This is a genomic window from Pseudoalteromonas peptidolytica (genome assembly GCF_012641745.1).
GTDB lineage: Bacteria > Pseudomonadota > Gammaproteobacteria > Enterobacterales > Alteromonadaceae > Pseudoalteromonas > Pseudoalteromonas peptidolytica.
Map to the genome: position 1 here is coordinate 82,163 of NZ_WEHZ01000020.1, position 15,891 is coordinate 98,053.

The following is a 15,891-nucleotide window of genomic DNA, read 5'->3' on the forward strand; positions in this document are numbered from 1 at the left end:
TAAATAAGAAATTTTTAACGCGGTTAGCGTCAGATTTGCTCCTTCAAATTGAGCAAGTATTAAGTCAAATTGGTATTAATTTCCACGAACTGTGCGTCGGCCTTACGCACACTCACAAAGGTATCACCCACTTTCACTTGCAACGGGCATCCAAGTGGGGCGACGTTGATCACTTCTATTTGCTCACTAGGAATAATACCAAGTGCCATTATTCGGCTTAGCAGCGCGGTATCAGGGTGGGTTAATGAAGTAATTGTCGCGGTGCTATTTTTGGGGAGTTTATCTAATGTCATTGAGTATGATAACAATTTGCAATAAAAGTGAGGCGCATCATACCTTATTACTAATTCGCTTTAAACGGAGTTGCGATAATAATCTATTATTTCCAGTTATTTAACCTCAGACGAAAGGCGCTAAGGTTCAATAAACCGTAACTCTGGGTAATAATTTGTTCCCTAGCTGCGGTTATCCCTTGCTGCTACACTAAATTTGTTTGCAGTAGGCTGACCTGTTGTTCAGTTCATTTTAGGTGTCTTCACTTTGATGGTGGAGGATTTCAGAACGGGTCTTATCAAAGCAATAAGCAGCCGAAAAGCTAACTATTGCTTTTGGTACAGGTGCTAAACCGACCTGTACTCCTGTTTTACTTAGGAAATAACGGGCAACTTCCCATCATTGTAAAAAGTATCTCGCCCCAAGGGTCATAGAATGTCCATGTACAAAACTCTTCACCCGACTCTCCATAACTGCGACCTGGATGTCGGCCAACTGCGGGCGGTAAGTCAATTCCACCACCTGAAGTACCACTACTTTTCACACTCGCTTCTCTATATATATTAAGTGTTTCAAGCATGCAGTTTGAGACTTTATTTCGGCTAGCTGGGTTTTGATGCAGTGAACGCACTGAGACTCCGCCAAATTTCGTCATGTCTTTGTTTAAATCCATGCGAATACCTTTACTAAAGTCTAAGTTATACACCACTCGATGATTACCATTGATGGCATCATGAAATTTTAAGTCAATCATCCTTCTCTTTGGTACGTACTCTGCTTGACCTGAGAATCCAACATTGCCCACACCTACCGTGTAGCCAAACTGAGTCATACGAGTAGTCTCAAATGCCGCCCCTAAGCTACCATACTCCTCAATTAGTGCTTTTTCTGTACGTTCTTGCAGCGTCGTTTTTGTCCTGCCGTCAAAGGCTAGTTTGGCGACTCGGGTAAAAGCTTCATTTTCACAATTATTTTCAGATAACATTTGCTGGAGTATAGTGTTAGTACTGATAGCCAGCGTGGATTGCATACTAGATGAATTGTACTCTTGGGAAACTTTGGTTACTGCCCGATCCCAAGCATCATAGTACTTAATCAATTCATCCGCTAAATTACTAGCATCACGAGGAACCGTCTGAGCAACCGCCTGCAGGTTATTAGTCAGCTCATGGCGCCATCCACCTTGGTTTAGATGCGATAATTTATACAGCCACTTTTGATTTGTGTTTGCATTAATAATTAATACATCTTTAGGGTTTGAATAACAGCGTTGAGAGTCGTTATGATCAACTGAACCACCGTGCTCATAACACGTTATTTCAGGCTCGTACTTCTTTGCAAAACTCAGGGCATTTCCTGTATCACATGTGTAACATAATTCTGAGTCATACATTTTTCTCGTCGCAGACTCAGCATCGGATACGTACGCCAAGCCAAGAAGACAAATTGACGTAAATATTGCTCTAGCTATATTCTTATTCACTTATATTTTCCTTAATAATTACTATGAATAATCCGGGTACAAGTAGAGCATAAATACATTAAAAGGCCAACAAATATACAAAACGAGTACATTTAGATCCTTTTTGACGTGTAGCCTGCTAATATCAAAAAGAGGCTTGATAACACCAAGCAGGCAACCAATCCGTAGTGCAAAAATACCCAACCGGATAAAACTGTCCCTATTAATCTTCCCATCGCATTGGCCATATAATAAAAGCCGACATCTAGTGATACGCCATCACTATCTGCAAGGCTAACAATTAGATAGCTGTGTATTGAGGAGTTAATCGCAAACACAACACCAAAAAGTAATAGCCCTCCCACAAGCGTAATGTTAGGCCAATGTTCTGTGTAAAGTGATACCGCAATAGCCATAGGTAAAATAGCCAAATAAAACGCCCAAATAGCAACTGCTTGTGGGTTATGGGCGTAGCTATCACGGTTGAGCAAGTTTGGTGTCAAAGACTGAACCAATCCATATCCGATCACCCACGTCGCCATAAATCCACCAACCCACCAATGATCCCATGCAAATTGCTTTGACAGATACACAGGTAATGCAACAACAAACCAAACATCTCTGGCAGCAAACAAAAATAGGCGTGCAGCCGACAAGCGGTTAATTGCTCGGCTTTTTGAGAATACCTCAGTAAATTTTGGCTTATGCTTAGATTTCCCCAGTTCACTTTTCAAACAGATCATACTCAAAAACCACACCGCCATCAAAGCGGCAGCCATCACCCACATGGCCTCCGTAAAGCCGAGTAATGTCAACAGTACGCCACCAAGAAAGAATCCAACCCCCTTGAGCGCATTTTTAGACCCTGTAAGTATTGCCACCCACTTAAATAACGTTCCTTCCTGACCAGATTTTACAATCGCCTTTATGGCACTTTTAGCACTCATTTTATTGAGATCTTTGGCTACCCCAGAGAGCGCCTGCGCCGCCATAACATAAGGAATACTCAGCCAATTTGCCGGTACAACCAACATTAATAAAGCGATTATTTGTAGACCAAGACCAATATTCATTGTTCGGTTCAACCCGATCCGAGCGCCGAGCCAGCCCCCCACCAGATTGGTGATAACGCCGAAAATCTCGTAAAACAAAAACAGCATCGCAATTTCCAACGGGTTGTAGCCTAGCTTATGAAAATGCAGTACCACTAACATTCTTAAAGCACCGTCGGTGAGCGTGAATGTCCAGTAATTGCCGGTAACTATCAAATACTGTCTAATATCTTGAGGTAAGGAATGTAACGTCATCGTATTTATTTACCCAGTGAAAGCCCAACCTTTAAAACCAACTCGGCAGTACGATTTGCATAGCCCCATTCATTGTCATACCACACGTACAACTTAACCTGTGTACCGTTTACAACCATAGTGGATAACGCATCAACAATACTTGAGCGTGGATCCGTTTTATAATCAATAGAAACTAAAGGCCTTGGCTCATATCCAAGGATCCCTTCAAGATGAGTCTGTGCAGCTTCTTTCATCCACTGATTGATTTCCTCAACAGAAGTGGGGCGTTTTACCTCAAAAACACAATCGGTTAATGAGGCATTTGCCAGTGGGATACGTACCGCATGACCATTGAGTTTCCCTTTTAGCTCAGGGAATATATGTGTAATCGCTGTCGCGGAACCAGTCGTAGTTGGAATGAGGCTCATGCCACATGCTCTTGCTCTGCGCAGATCTTTATGCGGTGCATCTAAGATAGTTTGGGTGTTGGTAATGTCATGGATCGTAGTCATTGAGCCATGCTTAATACCTATTTTGTCTTGTAGTACTTTAACAACAGGTGCTAAACAGTTTGTAGTACAAGATGCTGCAGTCACGATTTCATGTGGCTTTTCATCATAAAGATGGTCGTTCACACCCATCACTATGTTTAGTACCCCATCTTCTTTTACTGGTGCAGTAACGACAACCCTTTTAACACCCTGATCTAAATATTGTTGTAGTAGAGCTTTGGTTTTCATTTTACCAGAGGCTTCTATAACGACATCGCATTGTGACCAGTCAGTATCAGCAATGTCTTTATTTTGGGTTACTGATAACTGATGACCAGCTATTATGATATGGTCATCTTGATGAGAAACTGCGTGTTCCCACTTGCCATGTACCGAGTCAAACTCCAATAAATGGGCAAGAGTCTCGGCGTTGCCCGCAGGATCGTTGATTTGTACAAACTCAAGCTCAGGCCAATCGAAACTTGCTCGAAGCGCTAAGCGCCCCATACGCCCAAAGCCATTAATTCCAACTTTAATTGTCATACGTACTCCTACTATGAAAGTTAATAAATTTAATACTAAATTATTCGCAACATGCAGCAGCCTGACTAGGGCGTTCACCCATTGAAGACAGTCGCTTTAATTCCAATGCAATATAGTTAGGTTGATGCAGAACTGTCGTGTTTATAACAGCCTGCATCCACTCTGGAAGCGTTGGGTTGATTGAGTAAAAAACCCACTTTTTGTATTTCCGGTCACACAATATTCCAGCTTTTTTCAGTTGTGATAAATGCCTTGATACTTTAGGTTGACTTTCTTGCTCTAGCGCAATCATCAACTCACAAACACACAACTCGCCCTCAACGTTCAGCATGGCAAGCGTCTTCAAGCGAATGTCATCCGCTAAGCACTTATAAAATAGCAAAGGTGAGATTTCATCTGGCCTTATTTTTTTTTGATCCAGTAATGCAGTTACTTGTTCGTTTATTTCGAATAGCGTTTGTTGAAGGGCATTTACACTATGTCGAGCTGAGGGACTGGCTATTTCCCACGGCAAGATGTGTTGACCTTGTAATTGGTGTTCACATTCGGCACGCACTTCATCACAAAGGGTGACCACAACATCAAAATGCTCGCCCTGGTAGGTATCAAGATGCTTACTATAGAGGCTGTCAGTTTTTATGCCTTTGTGCTGCAAAAGCGCTAGCACTTCGGGCTTTATCTCACTCGGTTTAGTGCCAGCACTAAAGGCTTGTACATCAGCGCCACCATGAAAGTTCGCGATTGCTTGGGCGATAATTGAGCGCGTCGCATTTCCCGAACATAAAAAAAGTATCTTCATAAATACATAACAATTTAATTATATAACAAAATTATTATATGATAAAAGTGCAGTGTCAAGCTCAGATTTTTAGTAACGGTGAGGTCGCTCTTTGGTTCTTGCCAAAGCCTTAAATTTACAATTTAAAATCAGTAGTTTAAAAATTTTAGAGGAAATGTTTTCTGATACCTTTTCACGTGTGTCGAGCTGATTTAGGAAGACCAGAAGCTTTATAGAACTCATAAATTTGAACACGGCGTGACAGCGTATAGTTTAGGTGAGTCTTGAAGTATTACCTTTGGTCTGACTAGAAATTGCAAGACAGTGCGCTATTTAACCAATGATTATTCGTTGTTTCCAACATCATTTTTTGTGGTACCGCAATAGGTAAGGTTGTAGGATTAATGCCTGCTACCCTACCTATATGCTGTTTTAAAAGTGATTTTAGACCAGCTTCACTGAGGTTGTTAAATGCTGCTATTAACTCGGCTTTTTCTCTTTTTGATAGTTTAGCTGCCGTGAAAATAACGTCATAAAAACGCTCGATCCACAGTGAATAGGCTGATTGAGCGGCATTTTTGTGCTTTTGCACAAGCGCTCGTACATCTCTTTTTCACCCCGTAATATATATACAAACAGCAAGTTAAGACCGGTATTTAGTTCACTACTTTCTCTTCCTGCTAGCTGATGCCTAGCATAGGCTAACTTAAAATAGTTAACCGCATCCTCAAAGTGACTTGTTTTAAGTGCCAATACCCCGAGGTTGTTTTCGATAATCCCCATCGCGCGCTGATTTTTAATACGAGTGCCTATAGCCAAAGAGCGCACAAAATAGTCTTTTGCCGAGATGTTATCGCCGTAATTATAGGCAATCACCGCGAGGGCATTCAGCGTTTTAATTTTTTCTTTCGCGGACCGTGCACTTTTTAGCGCGCACAGTAATAGGTGCTCAGATTGGCGGATATAACCACCTTTTCTTAGCCATACACTGGCATCATAAGTAAGTGAAAATCGATGCTCGCTGAAATACGTATTTTGCGGGTTCTGAAACAATACAGCTAATGCGCGCTGCGCCTGCTCTAACTGACCAAGTGATAACGCTATCGATACGCCTAAATGATGGAAATGAGCGGTATGGGCTGGAGTAAAATCCTCTAATTCAATAGCTTGATGTAGTTTATGTGCTTTGTGTGGATCGGACTCTAAAAAATAATTAACCGTATCAAGGCGATATTGAGCGTTGTCGTGTTCACGCCAAACAGCTGCAACGAAGAACAATGTAGGCAATATGACAAAAAGATTACAAATTAGATTACGCATAACAACAAAAAATATTTTATTCATACAAAATACTACATGAAGTAAATAAGATTCGTACCGTAAAATTTGTAACACTTTATTCTAAAGCCTATTGACTTTTGCTGTTTAATTTTCATTTTTCGGAATGGCTTAAGGCGCTTTGCAGGAGCCCTAAGTCTTTACTTTTTAAATCACATAAAGTGACTTTGTTACGCAGGCTCTGATTTGTCTAAATACCAATTAAACCGCAGCAAAACCAACTTCAAAAATAAACTGACTCTAGTTGTGTTTACACAATCAAAAATTTAACTTGTCGCGATTGTTCAATATCGCATTTGCTAGTGAGATTTTTCAGGCGGTTATCATCAAACATATTTGGAAAGAAAAAAGGCCGCAGCGGCGGCCAAACACATCATGGGTAAAACAATGAAGGGATGTATCTGTGAATACGGGAGTTATTTTATGCGAAATATTGTAAATTAAAATCACATTATAATGATTGTTATCATCGCTTTTTTCGAACATTCATTGTATGATCCAGCTCGTGATACACTCTTATATCAATACTTAAAAAATAACACCTATGACTTTACTTTGGACTATCACCTTACTTTGGGCTTTTTCCTTTTCACTTATCGGTGTCTATTTGGCAGGAAATGTAGACCCGTGGTTTAGCGCTTTATCAAGAACGGTGTTAGCAGCACTGGTTTTTCTGCCATTTTTGCGGCCTACATCAGTTACTAAAACGCTAATGCTAAAATTGATGGCCATTGGTGCTGTACAGATTGGCTTAATGTATAGCTTTTATTATCACTCATTTTTATATCTCAGTGTGCCAGAGGTGCTGCTATTTACTGTGATGACCCCCGTTTACATTACACTTCTTAATGATTTACTCAACAAGTCGTTTAATCGTACTTTTTTAACTTCAGCGCTTATCGCAATGTTCGGTGCAATTACTATTCGATTTACAGAGCTAACGAGTGACTATTTTTTTGGTTTATTATTGGTACAAGGTGCAAACCTTTGTTTTGCTATAGGACAAGTCAGTTATAAGCGCTTGAGTGCACAACACTCGCTAATTCATCGCCAAAGTTTCGGCTTTTTCTTCATCGGTGCATCTTGTGTCTTAGCTCTTGGCCTTGTTTTATTTGGTAATTTACAACAGCTACCCACTACTGGCCAACAGTGGGGGATTTTGATTTACTTAGGCCTCATTGCTTCGGGTATAGGATATTTTGTGTGGAATGTGGGATTAACCCGCGTATCTGTCGGCGAGTTAGCTGTGATGAATAACGCCCTTATCCCTGCGGGAATTTTAGTCAACTTACTTATCTGGAACAAAGAAGCCGATCTCATTCGACTTGGGATCGGGAGTCTAATTATATTTGCTGCGCTAGTGCATAGCAAACGAGCCAGTTCAGGTTAATTTTGAGATACGTTAACTGCGGCTTACACTACAGTCACTTTTTATCACTGAGGCTCTTTCATAAACGGTTTGAGCAGAATCGGCTTTGCTAAACTCAATGCTAATTTGGTGTCCTTCTTCAAATTTAGGCTCAAAATAATCACTTTGGCAAACATAGTTGCGTGCTATGTTACTGTACTGCCGACTCCCCAAATTTAGGCTCCAGCCCGCTAACGGCAATACGCACAGTAAAACGCTTTGCCGAATCAGAGACATCTATTAACTCTAACTGCTCTGAGCCGTATGGTTGTAGCTGCTTTACATCGTTACTTACAGTTAGTGCAAATTGATATTTTGAATACCCATAGAATCCCGCAACTAAAATCAATGCAACCAGTAATAGTAGTTTTTTAAAGCTAGAAGAAATTGTTTTCATTTTTATATTCCATGGACCTTGACGTAACTTTCACAACTATACACAGCGCCAAGTAACAATCTCAATGAGAATATGACCTAAAGTGTAACCATCTATGTTATTTAATTAACCTGAGGCTTGGATAAATAACTTACAAACTCTTCACGCCATAGGTATTTTTTAAAAAGTTCGTTAGTATCGGGGTATCAATACATGGTTACCCACTCAAATCAAAACATCATGAAAAAAATCTTACAGTTATTTCCACTTTGGGCTATCGCAGCAGCAATGATTGCATACCTTTACCCTGCCTTCTTGATCCCATTTAAAAGTACAATTATTCCTCTACTTATGTTTATTATGCTCACTATGGGGTTGACCCTTACCGCAAAAGATTTTTTGCGTGTTCTCGATAACAAAAAAGCGATTATCGTGGCGGTCTGCCTACAATTTACAGTGATGCCGAGTGTTGCCTACTTTATTGCAACCACAATGAGCTTAGAAACCGACTTATTAATTGGTATGATTTTAGTGGGCACAGTTGCTGGCGGTACGGCAAGTAATGTTTTGTGTTATCTCGCCAAAGGAGACGTCGCGTTATCGATTTCTATGACAGCAACGAGTACGTTACTCGGCGTGCTTTTAACACCATTACTCACTACGGTAATGATAGGACAAGTGGTTGATATTCAATTTTCTGATATGTTGATGAGCCTGCTAAAAATTGTGCTAGTTCCAGTGGCTGTTGGCGTTGCCTTCAATACTTTATTTGCCAAGTCGTTGGCGCGTTCCGTTATCAACACAACCCCTATTTTACCTTTACTGTCCATGCTCTCCATCATTTTTATTATCGCAGTGATTGTTTCTCTTAATCAACCTAAGCTTGAAAATATCGGACTCGTTGTGCTGGTCGCTGTGATCTTACACAATATCACAGGATTACTTTTGGGTTATTTCATTCCAAAAAGACTCGGTTTTGAAGAAAAAGTATGCCGTACAATGGCTTTTGAAGTGGGGATGCAAAACTCAGGACTTGCCGTCGCACTTGCCATGAAGTTCTTTACTCCTGCGGCGGCTGTGGCTGGTACCCTATTTTCAATTTGGCATAATATCAGTGGCTCAATATTAGCAGGAATATGGCGGCGAAGCGCCACCAGCTCATCTGATGACAACATAGCCTAGTATCAAATACTGGGCTTTTTATAATTGTTTATAGAAGTGAATTTTGCTATCTGATACGCCATTGATCTGTTCACATTTTACAATTTGGTAGTCGCGACTTATTAGCATCAATAGCATGTTTTTAAAAAGGTTTCTCGACTTTACTCTGATGGCGCTATAGCCTTGTGCCTTACACCAAGCCTCTTGCATCACCAATAGCTGTTTCGCAATACCATTACCACGATGTTCAGGAACAACCGCGCCTAACCAACTATAAAACTCATTGTTTGGTAGTTCGTGACCTAACTTATACCCTACAGGCTTACCTTGATCGTACGCCACCAGCAATAAATGTTGTTTATCTCGCAGCTTATCTACGACTTCCTCACGCTTTCTTGGCGTAGCAAATTCAGGAATTTGGTTCTCTATCGCAAGCAGGTCATCTACCAAGCCAATTTTATATTCTAGGTTCATATTAATGTCTGTGTAATTGAAAAAGCGTCGTTACATATCACTTCAGCAAATGCGCCGTTAATAAGCGTTAAATTCGGTGCTTGATGGCCGATGTCGACATCATATAGCACGGGGAAATCGCAATCAGCAAATACATATTGTAAGGCATCTACGTGCGTCCAGTCGCTATCTTTTGCTAGCGGCTCGGGGTTACGACCAATTAAGACCGCTGCAACTTTCGAAAACCAGCCCCGTAGTTTAATACTTTGCAGCGCACGATAGTAAGCAGCTGGCGGCATTTCGCCGTTTTCAAAGTATAAAATTATTGATTCGTTGGGATGCTCCTGTAAAAAAGCATCCAAATCAAAATATTCAGTGCCTGCCAATAACATGTGAATATCTAAACAGCCGCCTAATAATCTACCAGCAAACCGCTTGCTGCTTTCGCGATTCGCTAAAGTACGCCACTGAGTCGTGGTGGACAAGTTAAATCCAGCATCGGGAAAGTCAACAAAATTGAGTGGATCAGCCTCATAGTGAGTAGAAGGAAACTGTGTGAAGGAGTTATTAGGCGTGCACCTCAAATGGTCAAAAAGCCCTATCGTCAGCGGGTCTTGCTGGTGGCCATTTAACTGCATAAGGTTAGTCCCATGAACGCTCGCCCAACCTAGTTTGCAAGTTACGGCACTAAGCAAAGTGCTGACGTCAGAGAAACCGATGATCCACTTTGGCCTAGCTTGTGCTAACTGCTCCCAATCAAGTTGGCTCAGAACATCCATCGCAATTGCTCCGCCCCATGGTGGCATAATGGCGTCTATTGTATCATCGAGTAAGTATCCCATAAGTTCATTAACACGGGTTTTGGCATCTGCGCTTACATAATTGTGGTTATCTCTCAGGCATTCACCAACCACCAACTCGAAACCTTGTTGCGCTAGATAACCCAAAGCATTATCTAGTCTCGCGTGCATAGAAGCAGGGACACCTGCTGAGAATGCTGTGATTGCAATTTTACTGCCCACTTTTAACGGTTTAGGATACTTCATCATGACTCCTTCTTTTACTCCATTGTACCCGATCTATTTCTATTTTAATCTGAGCTCGATATAAAGAAGTTAGTTAATCCACTAACATACCTATGCTCAAAAGCGTAATATCGCTCTAGTCTGAAGTTACTTCTTACTACAAGTCAAATTTGTGCATAAATAGCTAGCCTAGGCATGATGAGCAAATAATAGTGAATGTCAGTGTTGATGCAAAAACTTTGTGGAGCTTCATTAATTGAGGTAACTGAGGAATAGTAAATTGCGAGTCATTCCTCCCTTCGTTCATTAACACTTGAATCGTCCGAAACCGTTTTGTCACTTTTCCACTTTGGTCAGTTCATTAGATGAAACATTATACAAACCATCAACTTCCTTAGCATCCACATGCTGACTCTATAGTACTTAGTTTGGCTGAAAATTTGCGTTCAAAAAGCAGTGAAAAACAAGTGTACGTAAAAAGGTTCCAGCACCAGGAAATAGCCCACCCTTGCTTTTCATTATATACTTCAGCATGTTAACTCCGTTCAATAGCTAACCCTGCCTTAAGCGGTGGGTTAGCTATTTTATGAAACGAAGTGAAACCAAGCCAACGGTTACCTGTTCGGCTTTGAGTCTTGGAATTTAAGGTTGCAATAGCATCTTGCTCCATTGCCCATCCGCATTTTTGTATAGCTCACGCAGATGTAAGCGGTTTTCTTTAAATGTCAAAAACTCAATTGATAAAGGCTTTATTATGTAACCACCCCAATTTTTTGGTTTTGGTACGATGTTACCTGCCATTTGTTCTTTTATATCATCAAATTTTGATATTAATTCTGATTCTGAAGATAGAGGTTTACTCTGGTTAAAACACATTGTGGTCAATTGAGCATCCCTTGAACGCGTTTGCCAATATTTAATTGCTTCGTCTTCAGATATTTGTTACGCAACGCCAACGGCTCGTATTTGAATGCCAATATGATCCCACCATAAAGCTAAAGAAACTTTTGGATCCCTGCGAATATCGTTTCCTTTATTTGAATCAAGATATGTGCAAAATACCAAGCCACATTTACTTACCGATTTTAAATCGACAAAACGACTTTCAGGAAATCCGTCTTCATTTATTGTTGAAACGCAGACTGCACTTTTTTGCTTGAGCGGCGTATCCAAAAGCGCCTGCTCCCATAAGGTATTAAACTTATCTATTGGATCATCCATTTACAACATTCTCCCTTAGGTATAGCGCCTCACTAACCAGCGCAGCTTTTTGCGTCCGGCACCGAAAGCGCGAAGTTAATCGACTTATTATATCTATTCACTAAACTGGACTTGATAGTCAATAAAAAGAGTTACCTGCTTATCATCCTTTTGCCTTACGATCACAGGGTTCTCAAGGCCTGATATAGATACCTTATAGCCTGTTCCTAAGGCTTCCTTTGTTGTGTTAATCTCTAATTTTATTTTTTCAAGTAAAGATGCCCTATATTCACTAGGCGAGCTTATGGCCAGTGAAGTATTGCCCAGCCTTAAGCTAGTGTCTTCAGGCCTTTTGATACGATTTATGAAGGAGTATATATCTTGAGTGGCTGAGTAGACATCCTTTCCTTTGCGTAACTTAGAAAGTATATAAAAGCTAGAGCCTGCACTCCTACCATAGGATTTAGATATAGAGAAAGATGATTTTTCTTGAGGCGAAAGCGAAATAACACCTTGTTGAAAATCTATTCCTTCAGATTTTGATGCCGCTGAGCGTATAGAGTTCTGCAGGCTTTTAATAAGTTTTGCTCTCTCAGAAGGATACTTCGCATCGCTTGACAGGGTCACAGACATCGCTATGTATTCGGCTTCAATATCAATGGAGCCGTTTACTGGAACATCGCCTGTATCGTATGCGATTACAATAGCTGAAAAATCAGCATACGCATTGAATGCAAATAATGATAATACTAAAGTAGCTACTTTTAACATAGTAATTCCTTTTAAGGTGTAACGCCTAAATAACAAGCAAAAAATTTTGGCTAGAATAAGCGACGAAGGAACAAAAGCCAACTGTATTTCGTCCTTATTTAACAGCTTGTTACATGAACATTAAAATCATAATGGCTAAATTTGTGAAAATTTAAGATCTAAATTGATAATTCAACCGTATTGGATCATGAAAAAATGGTTGAAAAGGTGAGCATATTATGAAGATGTTTACACTGAGATTATATGAGTGCTACACATATTTTTTTGATTCAAAGAAAAACCCTCTCAGGCACATTCCTGACCCTGTCAGTAGATTCTACATAATGACAATTTTAGCGGGTATGTGGAGCTTTTCTTTTGCTATCTATTTTGGAAGTATAATATATTTTGGAATTAGCTTAGCAGCTCATGTAATACTGTTACTGATGTTTTTTTTCACCATGGCAGTGTTTTATGACGCTGAAAAAAATAAGTCTTCATGGCTGTTAAAACTTCGAAGAGGCAATAATTGAGTGTTAACTACCAGACGTTTAAAAATTTCGTTCAATTGGCTAGTAGAGCTTGGCTAAAGCTGGTGAGCCGGGTTTATTAGTTAATGCTTTGATGGTTTTTGACAGTATGGGTTGCACGTAAAAACTAAGATTTCTAGTGGTAAGACCAATACCTGATGTGACAACGTCATAGCAGAGTTGGGTAATCGAACGATGTCAATACCAAAGAAAGGCAACCGATTCACAGTTCTGCAACCTTGATCCTAGGCGTTTTGGGTAGGCCTAAAAGTACATTGTCACCGAAGGCTGTGTTAAAAGAACGGTGCTCCTAAATCACTCAGGAGTTATGCTTCGCATCCAGCGTAAAAAAGCCTAACCGACAACGCTTACATTATTAATATCCGCTAACCGTGAAGACGCCCCCTTGTTACTAAACCACTTCATATCGTTTTTAAAGGTCATCACAATAAGGCCACATTTTTTCCATATAGATACTCATATAGAGTTTCGAATGAGCGTGCGTCGTTATTCTTTAGGTTTAACCAAAACTCATGCTTTGGATAGCGTTTGTAAAACGCCTAGAACTTGGGAATCGCAAGAAACCAAAGACACCCACTGTTAATTTGTGCCTTTTTTAAAAGTCGTCTACGCTCTAACTCTGTACTCAAGGCGCCGTGATTGGGTTGAAGAAAAGCTCCTGATATTGTCTGCCGTCTTTTGTATCGACGTCTGTGCGTATGCGGTGATGAGTAATCACACTCACATTGTATTGCATGTTGATGATAAAAAGGCAAAGCGCTTATCTGACAAAGCCATTGTGATACGCTGGCACAAGCTGTTTAAAGGTAACTGGGTAACGTGGAAGTTTATTGAGGAGGAGCCTCTAAGCGAGTCAGAGCAGTTGATGTTCAGTGAATATATTGCCAAGTACAGACAAAGATTGACAGATATTAGTTGGTTTATGCGGATACTCAACGAGCATATTGCCCGCAGAGCAAATAAAGAGGATGAATGTACAGGCCGATTTTGGGAAGGCAGATTCAAATCTCAACCCTTGCTAGGCGAAGCTGCATTAGCTGCTTGTATGGCATAAGTCGACTTAACCCCCATTCGAGCCAAATTAGCCCCAACCCCTGAGACCTCTGATTTTACCAGTATCAAAAAGCGCATCGACCATGCTAGGCAGGGGAAACAGCCTATTGCGATTTGCGGGAAGCCCCCGGAAGCACATGCCAAAAGGGCTGCCTTTTGAACTCAAGTCTTACTTAGCATTAGTAGAGCTTACGGGTAAATGTATTCGCACCGATAAAAAAGGCGCTATCTTAGAGTCTCAACCAATTTTGTCTCGACTCAATATCGAACCTGATAATTGGATGAAACTCACAACCCAATTTTCTCGTATTTTCCATGGTGCTGTTGGTCGAGAGCAAGTACTCACCGCTTACTGTGAAACACTTAAAAAACGACGGCGCACAAATCTAGCCAATTGTGAACGCTTGTTGGTCTAACGAAATAAAACTTTTCGCGATAACCCCGCAAGCTGCGCGAAACGCAGTCTCCCTCATGCCGTGTGCGATACGCTGATTTTGGCGTCGAGAAATACGTAAACGCCAATAATTAGCTTATTTTAGGAGCATTTTTGATATGAGTGGCGAACACTTTTTTGCAATTCGAAGTCGAAACTGCCGTAACTATGGTGAATAGATAACAGTGGATGTCTGTATTGTTTTTGTAAATCAAACCGTAACACCTTTAATATTGAGAAGCGTTAAAACATTAGCTTCAGCGGCATTTTTAGTAACTAATAGTAAATGCATTAAAAATGAACCAAGAACCATAGGTGCAGCCATATAGGCACATGAAGGTAATCAAATTCGAAATTTATAATTTAAATCTTAACTCAATGTAACTCCGAGTTATATAACTGCCTTGTTAGAAATAATTTACAGCAATGAAAAACCTTTAGGCGCTAAAGGTTTATTAAATTTGTATAAATTGACGTAAATAATAGCTGGCTTTTCTTGACCTTCGTATGTCAGTTGGTAGCGATCTAATAAACCACCGCCAAAAGGCATGGATTTATCTTCAAATGCACAGCAACTCCCAAGCCGTGTCACTTTAACTTTTTCACCGTTCGGACCTATTAGCCCGTCAAAATATTCTATGTGTGCACTCGCACTTTTAGTACCACGTAAAAAACTGCCCAATTCTATTGGCTTTTTCTCTGTGTAGCCGTATTCAGGATCATTTGACGTTAAGTGAAAGCTATCCGTCGAAATAGATTCTTTAGGTGTAGTGTTACATCCGAAAATTAATAAAGTGAAAAAGACCACTAAGACTTTCTTCATTGCAGATACTCCATTTTATTTCTAACGCCCCAATAAGGAGCTGATAATGCTTGGATAAACTTGTGTAGTGGAACTGAGCCAAGCGTTAGCAGTCCCATACTTAATTAACTTATTTAGCCTTACTTGCTACCTAAATACTTGGCGTGAGCTTTTTCATTATCATCAGTATTGATAAGTAAGTAGTCGTATCCAGGAGACCCCCTATCGGATGTTGCAACTGTGATTTCTGAAATAGGAAGCCATAGCATTGCATCAATTTGCTCTAAAGGCTCTATTTCTCAAATAGAGTCACCTTCTAGAATTATTAATTTTCCACTATCAATATTTTCTTGTATCCAATGACCGCTGCTTCCTCCCCAGGGCGGGATCGCACTTTTAGCTAATTTATGATCAAATAGCGCCAATCCCATTGCTAGGCGCAACCAATGAACCTGATTGAACACCTTACAGTTGTAGAAGAAACTCGCTCTGATATTAACAAAAA

At 40.4% G+C, this 15,891-nt stretch carries 16 protein-coding genes and 1 pseudogene; 3 read left to right on the forward strand and 14 right to left on the reverse strand.

Annotated features, from left to right (window positions below):
- Window positions 1-59 precede the first annotated feature (59 nt).
- The 6 genes from F9Y84_RS13950 to F9Y84_RS13975 all read right to left on the reverse strand — a co-directional run bounded on the left by F9Y84_RS13950 (window position 60) and on the right by F9Y84_RS13975 (window position 6,180).
- Window positions 60-293 (reverse strand): FeoA family protein, encoded by a 234-nt coding sequence (locus F9Y84_RS13950; protein ID WP_128731696.1) that lies wholly within the window; start codon window positions 291-293, stop codon window positions 60-62.
- A 350-nt stretch (window positions 294-643) separates the two neighbouring features.
- A complete protein-coding gene (locus F9Y84_RS13955; RefSeq protein ID WP_147390845.1) occupies window positions 644-1,756 on the reverse strand; it encodes a hypothetical protein in 1,113 nt (370 codons plus the stop codon).
- A gap of 92 nt (window positions 1,757-1,848) precedes the next feature.
- A complete protein-coding gene (arsJ, locus tag F9Y84_RS13960) occupies window positions 1,849-3,042 on the reverse strand; it encodes an organoarsenical effux MFS transporter ArsJ (RefSeq protein ID WP_147390844.1) in 1,194 nt (397 codons plus the stop codon).
- A gap of 5 nt (window positions 3,043-3,047) precedes the next feature.
- Window positions 3,048-4,058, reverse strand: coding sequence for an ArsJ-associated glyceraldehyde-3-phosphate dehydrogenase (locus F9Y84_RS13965; protein WP_147390843.1), 1,011 nt, complete (start codon window positions 4,056-4,058; stop codon window positions 3,048-3,050).
- A 40-nt stretch (window positions 4,059-4,098) separates the two neighbouring features.
- Window positions 4,099-4,857 carry a metalloregulator ArsR/SmtB family transcription factor gene (locus F9Y84_RS13970; protein WP_147390842.1) on the reverse strand — a complete coding sequence of 253 codons (759 nt, stop codon included), beginning with the start codon at window positions 4,855-4,857 and terminating at the stop codon, window positions 4,099-4,101.
- 459 nt (window positions 4,858-5,316) lie between these two features.
- Window positions 5,317-6,180, reverse strand: a complete 864-nt coding sequence (locus F9Y84_RS13975; RefSeq protein WP_147390841.1) for a tetratricopeptide repeat protein — start codon at window positions 6,178-6,180, stop codon at window positions 5,317-5,319.
- Window positions 6,181-6,718: 538 nt separating this feature from the next.
- Here F9Y84_RS13975 and F9Y84_RS13980 point away from each other — a divergent pair.
- The gene (locus tag F9Y84_RS13980) at window positions 6,719-7,564 is read left to right on the forward strand and encodes an EamA family transporter (RefSeq protein ID WP_147390840.1); all 846 of its coding nucleotides are present in this window, start codon (window positions 6,719-6,721) and stop codon (window positions 7,562-7,564) included.
- Between the two features lie 169 nt (window positions 7,565-7,733).
- On the opposite strand, the gene F9Y84_RS13985 is transcribed toward F9Y84_RS13980, so the two are convergent.
- Window positions 7,734-7,979 (reverse strand): hypothetical protein, encoded by a 246-nt coding sequence (locus F9Y84_RS13985; RefSeq protein WP_147390839.1) that lies wholly within the window; start codon window positions 7,977-7,979, stop codon window positions 7,734-7,736.
- A gap of 216 nt (window positions 7,980-8,195) precedes the next feature.
- Between F9Y84_RS13985 and F9Y84_RS13990 the strand changes: the two genes are divergently transcribed.
- Window positions 8,196-9,140 (forward strand): bile acid:sodium symporter family protein, encoded by a 945-nt coding sequence (locus F9Y84_RS13990; protein ID WP_147390847.1) that lies wholly within the window; start codon window positions 8,196-8,198, stop codon window positions 9,138-9,140.
- Window positions 9,141-9,158: 18 nt separating this feature from the next.
- Here F9Y84_RS13990 and F9Y84_RS13995 read toward each other — a convergent pair whose 3' ends face one another.
- The 5 genes from F9Y84_RS13995 to F9Y84_RS14010 form a co-directional block, all read right to left on the reverse strand.
- A complete protein-coding gene (locus F9Y84_RS13995) occupies window positions 9,159-9,593 on the reverse strand; it encodes a GNAT family N-acetyltransferase (RefSeq protein WP_125253435.1) in 435 nt (144 codons plus the stop codon).
- Window positions 9,590-10,618 (reverse strand): S66 family peptidase, encoded by a 1,029-nt coding sequence (locus tag F9Y84_RS14000; protein ID WP_147390846.1) that lies wholly within the window; start codon window positions 10,616-10,618, stop codon window positions 9,590-9,592. The genes F9Y84_RS13995 and F9Y84_RS14000 overlap by 4 nt, the downstream gene beginning before the upstream one ends.
- 621 nt (window positions 10,619-11,239) lie before the next feature.
- Complete coding sequence (locus tag F9Y84_RS22220) at window positions 11,240-11,473, reverse strand: pyridoxine 5'-phosphate oxidase C-terminal domain-containing protein (protein ID WP_345719113.1); 234 nt, start codon at window positions 11,471-11,473, stop codon at window positions 11,240-11,242.
- Window positions 11,474-11,539: 66 nt separating this feature from the next.
- Window positions 11,540-11,818, reverse strand: a complete 279-nt coding sequence (locus F9Y84_RS22225; RefSeq protein ID WP_225740812.1) for a pyridoxamine 5'-phosphate oxidase family protein — start codon at window positions 11,816-11,818, stop codon at window positions 11,540-11,542.
- 93 nt (window positions 11,819-11,911) lie between these two features.
- Window positions 11,912-12,568 carry a hypothetical protein gene (locus F9Y84_RS14010; protein WP_128731705.1) on the reverse strand — a complete coding sequence of 219 codons (657 nt, stop codon included), beginning with the start codon at window positions 12,566-12,568 and terminating at the stop codon, window positions 11,912-11,914.
- 1,116 nt (window positions 12,569-13,684) lie between these two features.
- Between F9Y84_RS14010 and F9Y84_RS14015 the strand changes: the two are divergent.
- Window positions 13,685-14,567 (forward strand): annotated as a pseudogene (locus tag F9Y84_RS14015) (transposase).
- Between the two features lie 435 nt (window positions 14,568-15,002).
- Here F9Y84_RS14015 and F9Y84_RS14020 read toward each other — a convergent pair.
- Complete coding sequence (locus tag F9Y84_RS14020) at window positions 15,003-15,407, reverse strand: hypothetical protein (RefSeq protein WP_147390837.1); 405 nt, start codon at window positions 15,405-15,407, stop codon at window positions 15,003-15,005.
- Window positions 15,408-15,685: 278 nt separating this feature from the next.
- Window positions 15,686-15,891 (reverse strand): hypothetical protein (locus F9Y84_RS21980; RefSeq protein WP_211091637.1); only part of this gene is annotated, 206 nt, incomplete at its 5' end.

Coding starts and splice junctions, on each gene's coding strand:
- F9Y84_RS13950 (WP_128731696.1), bottom strand. CDS start 293: ATGACATTAGATAAACTCCCCAAAAATAGCACCGCGACAATTACTTCA.
- arsJ (WP_147390844.1), bottom strand. CDS start 3,042: ATGACGTTACATTCCTTACCTCAAGATATTAGACAGTATTTGATAGTT.
- F9Y84_RS13965 (WP_147390843.1), bottom strand. CDS start 4,058: ATGACAATTAAAGTTGGAATTAATGGCTTTGGGCGTATGGGGCGCTTA.
- F9Y84_RS13970 (WP_147390842.1), bottom strand. CDS start 4,857: ATGAAGATACTTTTTTTATGTTCGGGAAATGCGACGCGCTCAATTATC.
- F9Y84_RS13975 (WP_147390841.1), bottom strand. CDS start 6,180: ATGAATAAAATATTTTTTGTTGTTATGCGTAATCTAATTTGTAATCTT.
- F9Y84_RS13980 (WP_147390840.1), top strand. CDS start 6,719: ATGACTTTACTTTGGACTATCACCTTACTTTGGGCTTTTTCCTTTTCA.
- F9Y84_RS13985 (WP_147390839.1), bottom strand. CDS start 7,979: ATGAAAACAATTTCTTCTAGCTTTAAAAAACTACTATTACTGGTTGCA.
- F9Y84_RS13995 (WP_125253435.1), bottom strand. CDS start 9,593: ATGAACCTAGAATATAAAATTGGCTTGGTAGATGACCTGCTTGCGATA.
- F9Y84_RS14000 (WP_147390846.1), bottom strand. CDS start 10,618: ATGAAGTATCCTAAACCGTTAAAAGTGGGCAGTAAAATTGCAATCACA.
- F9Y84_RS22220 (WP_345719113.1), bottom strand. CDS start 11,473: ATGTGTTTTAACCAGAGTAAACCTCTATCTTCAGAATCAGAATTAATA.
- F9Y84_RS22225 (WP_225740812.1), bottom strand. CDS start 11,818: ATGGATGATCCAATAGATAAGTTTAATACCTTATGGGAGCAGGCGCTT.
- F9Y84_RS14010 (WP_128731705.1), bottom strand. CDS start 12,568: ATGTTAAAAGTAGCTACTTTAGTATTATCATTATTTGCATTCAATGCG.
- F9Y84_RS14020 (WP_147390837.1), bottom strand. CDS start 15,407: ATGAAGAAAGTCTTAGTGGTCTTTTTCACTTTATTAATTTTCGGATGT.